Source organism: Sphingobium phenoxybenzoativorans, assembly GCF_018286635.1.
Lineage (GTDB): Bacteria > Pseudomonadota > Alphaproteobacteria > Sphingomonadales > Sphingomonadaceae > Sphingobium > Sphingobium phenoxybenzoativorans.
The window spans coordinates 1,975,309-1,988,658 of the sequence record NZ_CP073910.1 but is presented as its reverse complement, the minus strand read 5'-3'; the positions used below and the strand labels follow the sequence as shown (position 1 = coordinate 1,988,658).

At 62.9% G+C, this 13,350-nt stretch carries 8 protein-coding genes, 2 pseudogenes and 1 riboswitch; of the genes and pseudogenes, 8 read left to right on the top strand and 2 right to left on the bottom strand.

Annotation, left to right across the window (positions count from 1 at the left end; translation table 11 throughout):
- Window positions 1-115: 115 nt before the first annotated feature.
- Window positions 116-349: riboswitch (cobalamin riboswitch) on the bottom strand.
- Window positions 350-582: 233 nt separating this feature from the next.
- The gene (locus KFK14_RS09660; protein WP_331711429.1) at window positions 583-1,857 is read left to right on the top strand and encodes an ABC transporter substrate-binding protein; all 1,275 of its coding nucleotides are present in this window, start codon (window positions 583-585) and stop codon (window positions 1,855-1,857) included.
- A gap of 364 nt (window positions 1,858-2,221) precedes the next feature.
- On the opposite strand, the gene KFK14_RS09655 is transcribed toward KFK14_RS09660, so the two are convergent.
- On the bottom strand, window positions 2,222-3,925 hold the full coding sequence (locus KFK14_RS09655) for a bifunctional protein-serine/threonine kinase/phosphatase (protein WP_066764426.1): 1,704 nt from the start codon (window positions 3,923-3,925) through the stop codon (window positions 2,222-2,224).
- Between the two features lie 104 nt (window positions 3,926-4,029).
- Between KFK14_RS09655 and KFK14_RS09650 the strand changes: the two genes are divergently transcribed.
- Together KFK14_RS09650 and KFK14_RS09645 are read left to right on the top strand one after the other, a co-directional pair.
- A complete protein-coding gene (locus KFK14_RS09650; protein WP_066764424.1) occupies window positions 4,030-5,253 on the top strand; it encodes an MFS transporter in 1,224 nt (407 codons plus the stop codon).
- A pseudogene (locus KFK14_RS09645) lies at window positions 5,253-5,471 on the top strand (FAD-dependent oxidoreductase); the annotation flags it as partial. The gene KFK14_RS09650 and the pseudogene KFK14_RS09645, both read left to right, overlap by 1 nt.
- 209 nt (window positions 5,472-5,680) lie before the next feature.
- Here KFK14_RS09645 and KFK14_RS09640 read toward each other — a convergent pair.
- Window positions 5,681-6,977 (bottom strand): annotated as a pseudogene (locus KFK14_RS09640) (IS110 family RNA-guided transposase).
- On the opposite strand from KFK14_RS09640, the gene nirB reads away from it, so the two are divergent.
- From nirB to KFK14_RS09615, 5 genes are read left to right on the top strand one after another with little or no spacing between them, the layout of a single operon-like run.
- Window positions 6,915-9,389 carry a nitrite reductase large subunit NirB gene (nirB, locus tag KFK14_RS09635; protein ID WP_246524981.1) on the top strand — a complete coding sequence of 825 codons (2,475 nt, stop codon included), beginning with the start codon at window positions 6,915-6,917 and terminating at the stop codon, window positions 9,387-9,389. The pseudogene KFK14_RS09640 and the gene nirB sit on opposite strands and share 63 nt — an antisense overlap.
- Window positions 9,390-9,392: 3 nt before the next feature.
- Window positions 9,393-9,743, top strand: coding sequence for a nitrite reductase small subunit NirD (nirD, locus tag KFK14_RS09630; protein WP_197421493.1), 351 nt, complete (start codon window positions 9,393-9,395; stop codon window positions 9,741-9,743).
- Entirely contained in the window at window positions 9,740-12,361 is a 2,622-nt protein-coding gene (locus KFK14_RS09625) for a nitrate reductase (protein ID WP_066764414.1), read from the top strand. The genes nirD and KFK14_RS09625 overlap by 4 nt, the downstream gene beginning before the upstream one ends.
- A gap of 21 nt (window positions 12,362-12,382) precedes the next feature.
- Window positions 12,383-12,601: a DUF4170 domain-containing protein gene (locus KFK14_RS09620; RefSeq protein WP_066764412.1), complete on the top strand. Its 219-nt coding sequence runs from the start codon at window positions 12,383-12,385 to the stop codon at window positions 12,599-12,601.
- 9 nt (window positions 12,602-12,610) lie between these two features.
- The gene (locus tag KFK14_RS09615) at window positions 12,611-13,327 is read left to right on the top strand and encodes a glutamine amidotransferase (RefSeq protein ID WP_066764409.1); all 717 of its coding nucleotides are present in this window, start codon (window positions 12,611-12,613) and stop codon (window positions 13,325-13,327) included.
- Window positions 13,328-13,350: the final 23 nt, after the last annotated feature.

The window sequence follows — 13,350 nt, the reverse complement described above, 5'->3', positions numbered from 1 at the left end:
CACGCGCGGCGGCCGGACGCCACGGGCTGCCGACGCACGTCTCCGATGCGGCCCCAGCCGCTCGTTCGTCGCTCAGACGGAGTTCACCGTGCCGCAGCCATCCCCTGGACCAGGCAAGAGCGACCACACGCCGGCAGGTCTCCTGGCTCACGGGTCAAAGCTTGATGCACGCCTTCCCAGGCCTCGCATGATTTAGCGTCCGGCCCAGTGGCTGCCCCTACAAAGAGGAGCGATGTGCATCGCGCTATCCGCTTACAGTTGCAGGGACAGCCGCGGATTTGGAAGCAAGCTTCCGCACCGCATTCCCGATTAAGCCCCTTTCGGGGGCACCGGCGCGATCAATGAAAGCCACAGAATCGCTTTCGCAGCTCGCATAGGGGAAAAGAGTGAAGAATCCAATTGCCGTGCAGGACATCCTGAAAACACATTGTCGCGGATGAGGCAGTCGGGATAATGATAGAGGTATAGCAGCGGATTTCGCTTGCGACAGTCGCCTCCGGCATCAGCTGGCCCAGGTTTCGGTGCCGATTTGGCAATTGTTGTCATCTGCTCCGGCTTTGGTCATAGACCTGCTGCTGGTAAATCCGGTTTCAAGCGTGGCCGGCCTACGGGCGCATCCGGGTTGGAGGAGGACTGATAGCTCACAAACTGCGAATCGGATTTCTTCCGCTGGTCGATGCAGCCTTGCCGATCCTTGCCCGCGAACTTGGTTATGCGGAGGATGAACGGCTCGATATCGAATTGGTACGGGATGTCAGTTGGGCGGCAGTTTGCGACAGGCTGGTCTATGGGCATACCGACGCAGCGCATTTGATTGCTCCCCTGGCAATTGCCGTCACCCTCGGTGTCGGGCGCCCGGCTACTCCTTTGTCGGTGCCCTTCGTGCTCGGCCTGAACGGAAATGCCGTGACAGTGCGACCTGAAATCGCTGATCGCATCACTCATCCCGGCAAGCCCGGCGATGCGGCCGCGATCGGCAAGAAGCTGGCTGAAGTCGCGCGTGAACGACGAGACCAGGGTTCGCACCTTCGCTTTGGCGTGGTGCATCGCCATTCCAGCCACAACTACATGCTCCGCTACTGGCTGCGAGGCTGCGGCATTGACCCGGACCGGGACGTTAAGATCACCGTCGTATCTCCTCCTTTCGCCGCTGACGCACTTGGGCAGGGTGAAGTAGACGGGATATGCGTCGGAGAGCCTTGGAACAGTGTTGCGGTCGATCGCGGGCACGGCACAATCGCGGTCATGACATCGCAAATCTGGCGTCGCGGCGTTGAAAAGGTGCTGGCCATGCCAACACAGCGTATGAGCGAAAATCCGCAGATCACTGACCAGCTTGTTCGCGCCCTTTATCGTGCTGGAATTGCCTTTATCGATCATGAGCGAACCGACGAAATCGTCGGCATTCTTGCCCGGGAAAATTATATCGGTGCGGCAGCCGATGCAATTCGGCGAGCCATGACCGACAGGATACTCTTCGCCAAAGGATGCGAGCCGGTTCATGTTCCGGACTTCATGTTCCAGCACCGCGAGGCGGCCAATTTCCCCTGGTCCAGCCAGGCTGCCTGGCTCTATGCGCAGATGTGTTTGGCCGGCCATGCCCAGCCAAATGCCGAAGCCTACGAAAGCGCCCAACGAGTCTTCAGGCCCGATGTCTACCGGCGGGCTTTACGCGTTGTCGATGCCGCACTTCCGGGAGCTGGTGCCAAGCTTGAAGGCGCAATCGCCGGAACCATGGCGGTTGGAACAACCCAGGGGCGGCTCATCCTTGGCGCCGACCGCTTTTTTGATGGCAGACTGTTCGATCCGAACCGGCTTCGGGACTATCTCGATTCAACCCAAGCGTCGGAAAAATGATCGAGACCAGTTGCGACAACTGAATGGCTGCCTGTAAATTGGGCAGCGACTACTGCAAGCGCCCAATAATTGTGCAATGCAATATTTCACTTGAAATCTGCGTGCAATTTGGACAGTTGCGCCAAGCTTGAGAGCAACGGCGCTCTCATTGGTTACACCCGCCGCGTCCATTCTGGCGCGAGGGACATTGCAGATTCTGGCGAGGCAACGAAGCCGCGCAGCCTGGGAACGCGATTCCCGGGCCGCGCGGATTTTTGCGTTTCGCCAGGGAAACCGGGAGTGGGCTTGAGTGCTGGAAAACGCGTCTGGACAAGAGAAGCACGAGGTTCGCGTTGCCGCGATCCTTTGGTTACCTTGCGCCGCGTTACCGCATCGCCAGGGCCGCGATCAACGCCGCCAGCAGCATCAACGAAACCATCTGCCAGAAGCGCGCGGGATTGCGCTCGATCAAGGGCACGAAATTCTGTTTGACCCTTGCCACAGCCGCGCCGCCCTCGAGAGCACGCAGCAGTTCGATAGCGTCGCCATAGCGTTCCTCCGGCTCGATAGAGACCGATCGCATCAGCACCGCGTCGAGCCAGGCCGGAAGCTGCGTGCGGTGGACGCTGGGCATATCGGGCTTGCGAAAACGCGGGCGGGTGAACGGCTCGATCTCGCCGTAGGGGTAGCGGCCCGCGAACAGGCGCCACAGCGTGACCCCCAGCGCGAACATATCTGTCTGCTGATCGCCGCGATTGCCGGTGAACATCTCGGGAGCGAGATAACTGGGCGTTCCGGGTATCTCGTTCTCTGCGAATTCGTCGATCCGGGGCAGCCGCGCGACGCCCAGATCCACCAGCTTCAGTCCGCCATCCTGGGTCAAGATGACGTTATCGGGTTTGATGTCGCGATGAATGATATCGAGCTTGTGCAGGGCCGCAACCGCGCGGGTCAGGCGGACGGCGATGGCCAGCCCCTCTTCCAGACTGACCTGGCTGCCCAGACGCTGCTCCAATGTTTGCCCTTCATAATAGGGCTGGACGCCGTAAAGCTGGCTCTGCCGGTCCTGCGGCACGGGGATCGCGCCCCCCACGAAGGGGCTGGATATCCGGCTGCCGACCAGAATTTCGCGCATGAACGCCAGTTTTGCGCCACCTTCGGACAGCAGGGCCGGCTTGGGGAACTTGACGACAACCACCTGTCCGCTCACCGAATCAACAGCACGAAACAGGCGGGTGTAGCGTCCATCGGACAGCAGCCGGTCAAGCTTGAAGCCATCCACGCTGCCCCCTGTTTCGGGCGGCGGCAGGATGGGCAGCTTGTCGATGTCTCCGGCCACGCTGTCATGGCCGACGCCCGGCAACGACACGACATCGAGAACGACAGCGCTCGCATTGTCCTGGCTTCCCCCGGCAAGCGCCGCATCGACGATGGCCATGGCATCCGCTTCGGCAGAATTGCGCGCGCCAAGCAGTTTCTCGATGCGCCTGGCGGAAAGCGTCCCATGCACGCCGTCGCTGGTCAGCAGGATGCGATCATGTTCGGCCAGGGCGATCTCGTGGTGATCGAGCCGCAGCCGCTCCTCGATACCGAGCGCGCGGTAAAGGATGTGGCGCTGGTCTGGATGCGAACGGGTGTGATCCTCGGTCAGCAGGGTCAGCCGGCCGTCGCGGAAATGCCATGCGCGGCTGTCACCGACGTGCAGGACATGCCCCTTACGTCCCTTGAGCACACAGGCGGTGAACGTGGTTGCCGCATGGGCCATCGTATCGCTGCGGCCCATGGCACAGAGCCAGCGGTTGAAGGGTGCCATCACTCGCTGGACGGCAGCGGCGACGCCGATGGTATCCGGCTGGCAATAGAACCCGTCGATCGCTTCGCGCACGGCCAGTTCGGCGGCGATCCGGCCGCCCCGATGGTCGCCGCCGATGCCGCCCCCCACGCCATCGGCCACCACGGCGATCATGCCGCGGCGCATCCGTTCCAGTTCACTGGCGGTGTAGATGCCGACAAAATCCTGATTTTCAGGCCTTGCGCCCGTCTGGGACGAATGGCCCCCGGCCACCAGCAGTCGTCCCTCCGGTATCATCAATCCCGATCCTTCCCTTGTGCGCGTACTCGCACACGCACGAGAGGACATTCGGGCAAGCCCCTTCGTCAAGCCCTAATCGCTCCTGAAAGGAACTGCGCCGCATGAGCGGGAAATCATTCTGGGAATCCGGCCATCGGCCGACGCTGATCATGGCGTTCCTCTATTTCGATATCGCCTTCATGGTGTGGAACATGCTCGGCCCCTTGGCACCGATCATCGCCAAGGAACTGATCCTGACCCCCGCCGAAAAGGGTTTCATGGTCGCGGTGCCGACACTCGCGGGCGCAGTGCTGCGCCTCGTCAACGGCTTCCTTGTCGATCGCATCGGCCAGAAGGTGACCGGCGCAATCGGGCAGGTCGTGGTAATCGCCGGGCTGTTCGCGGCATGGTTCTTCGGGGTGAACAGCCTGAATGGCACGATTGCGGTGGGCGTGGTGCTCGGTTTCGCTGGCGCAGCCTTTGCCGTCGCCTTGCCGCTCGCCTCACGCTGGTATCCGCCAGAGCATCAGGGCAAGGCCATGGGTATCGCCGGCATGGGCAATTCGGGCACGGTGTTCGCCGCGCTGTTCGCACCGCTGCTGGCCAAAGCCTTCGGCTGGAACAACGTGCTGGGCCTCGCGCTCATTCCTCTGGTCATCGTCTTCATCGCCTACATGGTGCTGGTCAAGGACAGCCCGGACCAGCCACCGGCGAAGTCGATGGGCGAATATGTCGCCAGCTATTTCGGGATGCTGCGCGAAGGCGATGCATGGTGGTTCATGCTGTTCTACGGCGTTACCTTCGGCGGTTTCGTCGGCCTTGGCGGGTCGCTGCCGCTGTGGTTCACCGGCGAACTGGCGATGAGCCCGATCCAGGCCGGTTATGCGACGGCGGCCTGCGTTTTCGCCGGATCGCTGGTGCGCCCGTTCGGCGGCGCGCTGGCGGATCGCATCGGTGGCATCCGCACGCTTTCGATTGTTTACATGGTCGCTTCCGTATTGCTGGTTGGCATCGCTTTTGCGCCAATCGCTTTTGCCGCGATGTTCCCGCTGTTCTTTGCGGTGATGGCGACGCTGGGCATCGGCAACGGCGCGGTGTTTCAGCTGGTGCCGCAGCGCTTTCGCCATCAGGTCGGCATCATGACCGGCCTCGTCGGCTTTGGCGGCGGCCTTGGCGGGTTCTACCTCGCCTCCTCGCTCGGCCTTGCCAAGCAGTGGACAGGCAGCGCCTCGTCCGGTTTCCTCATCTTTGCCGCGCTGGCGCTGATCGCGCTTGCCGGCCTCACCTCGGTCAAAAAGCGCTGGCGCACGACCTGGGGTGCCGCCATCCAGGGAGTACGCATCTGATGTCATCGAAACAGAAACTCGTCGTCATCGGCAACGGCATGGCTGGGTGCCGCGCGGTGGAGGAAATTCTCTCCCGTGCGCCCGATGCCCATGCCATCACCATCTTCGGCGCCGAACCGCGGGTGAACTACAACCGCATCATGCTGTCGCCAGTGCTGGCAGGCGAAAAGGCATTTGAAGACATCGTCATCAACGATGCCGCCTGGTATGCCGACAACGTCCTAGGTCGGGAAGCAGCTGTGGGACAAGGCCAGCAGGTCTCGTTGCGCCGATCATGACCGGCGCAAATGTCTTTTTGATCCAGATGGCTTCCATCGTCAAGGAATGCGCTCTCGGCCATAGCAAACACAGGATCCAGCGGCCGCATCGGTCGTGGTCCTAACCGTCCTTAAAATGAGATGCGGATGCCAGATGGAAGGCCCGAACATTATCTACAGGGTCGCAGTTGCGCCCTCACGGCACAGCAGAGAGGGGTCCTTCCATCTGGTGTCCGCCCGTTCGAGGAACGGGCGGTACTCGGTTCCCGTCTTGATGACGGCGTGCGCGACGCGCGCCATCTTGGCGGTGAGTGCAGTCATTGCCTTGCGGCGGCGATCGGGGTCGTTGGCGTGTCCTTCCATGTATCGGCCCAGCTTATCGCGAAAGCTGTTGTCGCGTTGGCGAGCGGCGACTTGTGCGGCCATCCAGAAAGTGCGGCGCAACCGAGCATTACCATACTTGGAAAGCTTGGTCCGACCGCGGAATGTGCCGGACTGGCAGGTGGCCAGATCGAGCCCGCAGAACTTGAGGAACTGGCGATGGTGGGCAAACCGTCGAAGGTCCCCGGCCTCGGCGAGGATGGTCAGCGCGTTGATCGGGCCGATGCCAGGGATCATACGAAGCAGCTGGTAGTCACGGTTCTCGCTGAGCATGGCATGGGCGGCTCGCTCGATCTCGTCACGTTGGCGGATCAGACTGCGCGCTTGCGCGATGACCATGCGAAACATGGCAATCGCCACAGAATCCTCATCGACCGGCAGTGCGACGGATGCGCAGGCGGTCTCGTAAATATCGTTGATTAATCGAGCCTTGGAGACCTTGCGACCGACCAGTGACCACGCCTCGCGCGTGAATGCTTCCTGGCCAAGCGCTGTCATGCTCCCGGGCGTCGGAAACCGCTCGAGCAAGGCAAGAAACCAATCAGACCTGCTGTTGCCGGCGAAGCGCTCGATCTCTGGGAAGTAGAGCGGCAGGTAATGGGTCAGGATCCGGTGCCAGGTCTGGGTCTTGGCTTTGGAGATGGCCTCGTGTGTCTTCGACATCTCCTGCAGATCGTTAATCCCGGCGGCAAGCGGATCGACGTAGCGCTGGGTGGCGCCAATCCGCAGCATATGCAGGATCACCTGCGCGTCCTTGGAGTCGTTCTTGTCCCAGCCATTATGTAGAGCCTCTCGGGTCCGGGCCAAGGCTACGGACGAGATCAGGCGCAGCTCGAAACCTGCTGTGAGCAAGCGGTGCGCCAAGGTGCGGTGATAGTTACCGGTCGCCTCGAAGCCGACGACAATCGGTCTGCCAATATCAGCCAGAACGGACGCAAGGCGGTCGTAATCGGTCTTCGTCGCCATCACTGTCATACGCCGTCGCCGCCCGCCCTCCGGGCGTTCGATGAGGACCTCCTGGCGGTGCTTGGACATATCGATGGCTACCAGCACGGCATCGGCGGGTGTAGAACTGAGCTTGGTCATGGTCGGTCTGCCTCCAAAGTGTTGAGTCGACAACTTCACTTTAGAGACCTGATGACCGGTCATGACCGCCTTGATGAAGCCTGCGGGCGCTACGCGCCCTTGTCTCCATCAAGGCGAGCGCTGCCTTCGAGAGGCAGCTTCCCAATGTGCTACGGCATCGAATTGGTCAGCGGCGATCCGGTGACTGCGATTGACCGCGCGGCCAAGGTGGTGACCGCGAAGTCGGGCAAGCAAGTCAGCTATGACAAGCTGCTGATCGCTACGGGGTCCGATCCGTTCATCATCCCCGTGCCGGGCAAGGACCTGCCCGGCGTGGTCACCTTCCGCGATCTGGATGACGTCGACCGGATGCTCGATGCCGCCAAAGCTGCTGAAAAAGCGGGCGGCGGCGATGCCGTGGTGATCGGCGGCGGCTTGCTTGGCCTCGAAGCGGCGCATGGTCTGGCCTTGCGCGGCATGAAGGTGACCGTGATCCACCTGATGCCAACACTGATGGAGCGCCAGCTGGATGAAGCGGCGGGCTACCTGCTCAAGAGCGAACTGGAGCGGCGCGGCCAGACCATCCTGACCCACGCCGATACCGGCGAAATCTATGGCAATGGCAAGGTCGAGGGTGTGCGTCTGAAGGACGGGCGCGAAATCCCTTGTTCGATCGTAGTCATGGCGGTCGGTATCCGCCCCGCGACCGCGCTGGCACGCGAGGCCGGACTTGAGGTCAATCGCGGCATTCTGGTTGACGACCACATGGTCACTTCCGATCCCGATGTGCTCTCGGTCGGCGAATGCGTCGAGCATGACGGCATGGTCTATGGCCTGGTCGCGCCGCTGTGGGACATGTGCCGCAGCCTGGCCGATGGCCTGCTGGAAACCCCCAATCCCTATCGCGGATCGGTCACTTCAACCAAGCTCAAAGTATCTGGCATCGATGTGTTCTCCGCCGGCGATTTCGCGGGCGGAGAAGGCTGCGAGGACATCGTGCTGCGCGATGCGACGCGCGGCGTCTACAAGCGGGTGATCGTCAAGGACGACAAGGTCATCGGCGCGGTGCTCTATGGCGATACCGCCGATGGTTCGTGGTATTTCGACCTGCTGAAGCGCGAGGAAGACATTGCCGGGGTCCGCGATGCGCTGATCTTCGGGCAGGCTTTCGCCTCGGGCGGAGGTGCCTCCGCAAACCCTCTTGACGCCGTTGCATCGCTTTCGGACGAAGCCGAAATCTGCGGCTGCAACGGCGTTTCCAAAGGCAAGGTCGTCGCCTGCATCAATGGTGGCGCTCAGGATCTCGACGCGGTGCGGGCGGGATGCAAGGCCTCGGCGAGCTGCGGCCAATGCACCGGTCTTGTCGAAAACCTGCTGGCGCTGACGCTGGGTGATGGTTTTTCCGGCGAACGCCAGAACAAGCCGATGTGCAAGTGCACCAGCTTCACCCACGAGGACGTGCGCCAGCACATCCGCGATATGGAGCTGAAATCGATCCCGCAGGTCATGCAGGAAATGTCGTGGTCGACGCCCGATGGCTGTTCGTCCTGCCGCCCTGCCCTCAACTACTATCTGCTGAGCCAGTGGCCGGCGGAGCACGAGGAAGACCCGCAGAGCCGCTTCGTCAACGAACGCATGCATGCCAACATCCAGAAGGACGGCACCTTCTCGGTCGTGCCGCGCATGTGGGGCGGCGTCACCACGCCCGATGAACTGCGCGCCATCGCCGATGCCGCCGACAAGTTCGGGGCAAGGATGGTCAAGGTCACCGGCGGCCAGCGGCTCGACCTGTTTGGCATAAAGGGCGAAGACTTGCCCGCGATCTGGGCGGACCTGAACGCGGCCGGGATGGTCTCGGGCCACGCCTATGGCAAGGCGCTGCGCACGGTGAAGACCTGTGTGGGATCGGAATGGTGCCGCTTTGGCACCCAGGATTCCACCGGCCTTGGCATCAAGCTGGAACAGATGACCTGGGGTTCGTGGATGCCGCACAAGTTCAAGATCGCGGTTTCGGGCTGCCCGAGGAACTGCGCAGAGGCCACGATCAAGGACTTCGGCGTAATCTGCGTCGATTCGGGCTATGAACTGCACATCGGCGGCAATGGCGGCATCCACCTGCGCGGCACAGATCTGCTGTGCAAGGTTACGACCGAGCAGGAGGCGATGGATTACTGCGCTGCCTTCATCCAGCTCTACCGCGAAGAAGCCCGCTATCTCGATCGCACCGCCCCCTGGGTGGAACGGGTCGGGCTGGACTATGTGAAGCAGCGCATTGTCGAGGACGCGGTGGGGCGCGAGGCACTGCGCTCGCGCTTCCTGTTCGCCCAGACGTTCCTGCAAGTCGATCCCTGGGCCGAGCGCGCCGAGGGCAAGGAGGCTCATTTGCACAAGCACATTGCCGAAATCCGTCCCTTCGCCGTGGTGGGAGCCTGAACCATGCCAGATGCATTGAATGGCAGGTGGCTCGACATCGGCCCGGTGGACCAGTTGCCCTCACTGGGTGCCCGCACGCTTCCGGTGCGGGGCGGCAAGGACATCGCCATTTTCCACACCGCCAACGGCGAGGTCTATGCCCTGCTCAACGAATGTCCACACAAGCAGGGACCGCTGAGCCACGGCATCGTCCATGACACGACCGTCACCTGCCCGCTGCACAACTGGCGGATCAGCCTCAAGACCGGCCAAGCGCTGGGCGAGGACGAAGGCTGCGTACCGACCATCCCGGTAAAGATCGACAATGGCCGCATCTTCATCGGCCGCAGGGAAGCCTTGCAGGGGATGGCATGATCGAGGCCGCGACAGACGGTGTCCGCACGACCTGCGCCTATTGCGGCGTGGGCTGCGGCATCGTGGCGACGCGACAAGGGGACCGGGCGGCGCGCATCCAGGGCGATGCCGCGCATCCCGCCAATCATGGCCGGCTCTGTTCCAAGGGCACCCATCTTGGCGAGACGATCGGCCTCGAAGGGCGGCTGCTCCACCCCGAAATCGGGGGCAAGCGGGCGAGCTGGAACAAGGCGATTGCCCATGTCGCGCGGAAATTCGCCGACACCATCGCCGAGCACGGACCGGACAGCGTGGCCTTCTATGTCTCGGGCCAGCTGCTGACCGAGGATTATTACGTCGCCAACAAGCTGATGAAGGGCTTCATCGGTTCGGCGAATATCGACACCAATTCGCGCCTGTGCATGTCGAGCGCGGTGGCCGGGCACATCCGTGCCTTCGGCGAAGATGTGGTGCCCGCCAGCTATGAGGATTTCGACGTAGCCCAGCTGATCGTGCTGGTCGGCTCCAATACCGCCTGGTGCCATCCGGTGGTCTATCAGCGGATCATGGCCGCACGCGCCGCGAACGGCACGAAGATCGTCGTCATCGATCCGCGCCGCACCGAAACCTGTCAGGATGCGGACCTGCATCTGCCGCTGAAGCCGGGCAGCGACGTGGCCCTGATGAACGGACTGCTCGCCCATTGCCGCGCGGCGGGGATTGTCGACGAAGCCTTCCTGTCCGCCTCTGTCTCCACGCCGGAGGGTTTCTGGGATGCGCTGGAAGGCTGCACGCCCGAAGCCACGGCCGAGGCCTGCGACCTGCCGCTGGAAAGCCTGCGCGCCTTCTTCGACCTCTTCGCCGCCAATCCGCGCACGATCACCCTGTTCAGCCAGGGCATCAACCAGTCGATCCGCGGCACCGATCAGGTCAATGCGATCATCAATGTCCATCTTGCCACCGGCCGCATCGGCAAGCCGGGGGCCGCGCCCTTCTCGATCACCGGCCAGCCCAACGCCATGGGCGGGCGCGAGGTCGGCGGGCTGGCCTCGACGCTAGCCTCTCACATGGATTTTGCCCCGGAAAACCGCGATACCGTGAAGCGTTTCTGGTCCTCCCCCGCGATCTCGCCCAAGCCGGGGCTGAAGGCGGTCGACCTGTTCCGCTCGATCCGCGAAGGCCGGGTCAAGGCGCTGTGGGTGATGGCGACCAATCCCGCCGTCTCGCTGCCCGATGCCGGTCTTGTGCGTGATGCGCTGGCCACCTGCCCCTTCGTCGCCGTGTCGGATTGCATCGCCGATACCGACACCACCCGCTTCGCTCATGTGAAGCTGCCCGCCACTGGCTGGAGCGAGAAGGACGGCACCGTCACCAACAGCGACCGCTGGATCAGCCGCCAGCGCGCCATCTTCCCGCCGGCGGGCGAGGCGCGGCACGACTGGTGGATCATCGCGCAGGTAGCGCAGGCCATGGGCTGGCGCGATGCCTTCGCCTATGACAGCGCCGCCGATGTCTATCGCGAACACGCCCGGCTTTCCGCCTATGAAAACCACGGCAAGCGCCTGTTCGATCTGAGCCACCACGCCGCGATCACCAACGCCGCCTATGATGCGATGGAGCCGGCGCGCTGGGGCGGCGCCCCCTTTGCCGATGGCCGCTTCTCCACGCCGGACCGCAAGGCGCGGCTGGTGCCGGTTACGCAGATCGCGCTGCAGAACACGCTGCCGCACTATCCGATGACGCTGAACAACGGCCGCTACCGCGATCAGTGGCATACCATGACGCGCACCGGCCTGTCGCCGCGCCTGTCGCAGCACCTGCGTGAGCCGATGGCCGAGATCCACCCGATGGACGCCCGCGCGCTGGGCATCGCGGATGGCGATCTGGTGACGGTTTCCACCCCCAGCGGCAGCAGCGTGTTTCGCGCCACGCTCAGCGACGGGCAGCGGCGCGGCGAGGTGTTCACTCCGATCCACTGGACCGACCGCCAGTCCACCGGCGGTCGCACCGGCCTGCTGCCGCGCCCGCTGGTCGATCCGCATTCCGGCCAGCCCGGCTTCAAGAACACCCCCGCACGGGTGGAAAAATTCGCCCCCGAATGGCGCGGTTTCGTTATCGCAAGCGCACTGCCCGACGCGATCCCTGCCGCCTATGCCACCAGGGTCCGCGTGCAGCAGGGCTGGCTGGTCGAGGTTGCGGGCGATGGCGATCCGGCAGCGCTGGCCAAGGCCCTGCTGCCCAGGGGTGAGCGCATCGAAAGCATGGACGCCGCGCGCGGCACGCTGCGCGTGGCGGTGCTGGACCAGGGCAAGCTGCGCGCCGCGCTCTATGTCACGCGCAGCGGCGGCCTGCCCCCGCGCGAATGGCTGGTCGCCCAGCTTTCGCTGTTCGAGGCCTCGACCATGGAACTGCTGGCGGGCCGGCCCGCCTCCCCGGCGCCCGATCGCGGGCCGATCGTCTGCGTCTGTTTTGATGTGGGCATGAACACGATCATCGAAGCGATCGCCAGCCAGTCGCTGGTAACGGTCGAACAGATCGGCGCCGCGCTCAATGCCGGGACGAACTGTGGTTCGTGCCGACCCGCGATCGCGCGACTTCTGGCGGACAGCCCCGCAACCGGCGAGCCCGTGCCCGCCTGATGCCATCCAAAAGGACAATTTGTGAGCAAGCTTCATCTCGTGATGGGCGGCCGCGTGGCCGATCCGCAGGGCCTCGATTTCGAGGATATCGATGCAATCGATGTGGTCGGCATTTATCCCAACTATGCAAGTGCCGAATCAGCGTGGAGGGGAGCGGCCCAACGCACGGTCGATGACGCGGCAATGCGCTACGTCGTCGTTCACCTGCATCGGTTGATCGAACCTGCCGCATCAGGCTAGAGGCATCCAATGAAACGTGCGGTGGTCATAAGGCATCTGGCATTCGAAGATCTCGGAGCGTTTACCGCTCCGTTAAGGGATGCCGATTATTCCGTTCACTACCAAGACGCCGGGGTTTGCACGCCTGACGCCGGACCCGAACCATGGGACTCTGCGAAAATCGATTTGCTGATCGTCCTCGGCGGTCCTATCGGCGCATATGAGGAACATCTCTACCCCTGGCTTACCGATGAGATCGACGGGATCGCCTCGCGATTGCGCAAACGGCTGCCCACAATGGGTATCTGCCTTGGCGCGCAGCTCATTGCGCGTGCGCTTGGCGCCAAGGTTTATCCGAGCGGAATCAAGGAAATCGGGATCGGCAATATCACACTGACCGACGCCGGCCTTGCCAGTTGCCTCGCTCCCTTCGCGGATGCTCCTGCAACACTTCACTGGCATGGCGACACCTTTGACCTTCCCGAAGGCGCTTCACTTCTGGCTTCGACCGACCTGTGCCGAAATCAGGCTTTCTCCGTTGGCCCCAATATCATCGGCTTCCAGTTCCATCCGGAAGCCGATGGCACGACATTCGAGCGTTGGCTAATCGGTCATGCCTGCGAACTCTCAGTCGCGGGCATCGACATCCGAGAACTTCGGGCCACGATGGCAGTCGTGTCACGCGAACTCACCGACAAGGCCAAAACACTTCTCGAATGCTGGCTGCGCGGCCTGCATGAGCAGTGACCCGATATTGAGGCGTCTGAACT

Coding starts and splice junctions, on each gene's coding strand:
- KFK14_RS09655 (WP_066764426.1), bottom strand. CDS start 3,925: ATGATACCGGAGGGACGACTGCTGGTGGCCGGGGGCCATTCGTCCCAG.
- KFK14_RS09650 (WP_066764424.1), top strand. CDS start 4,030: ATGAGCGGGAAATCATTCTGGGAATCCGGCCATCGGCCGACGCTGATC.
- nirD (WP_197421493.1), top strand. CDS start 9,393: ATGCCAGATGCATTGAATGGCAGGTGGCTCGACATCGGCCCGGTGGAC.
- KFK14_RS09625 (WP_066764414.1), top strand. CDS start 9,740: ATGATCGAGGCCGCGACAGACGGTGTCCGCACGACCTGCGCCTATTGC.
- KFK14_RS09615 (WP_066764409.1), top strand. CDS start 12,611: ATGAAACGTGCGGTGGTCATAAGGCATCTGGCATTCGAAGATCTCGGA.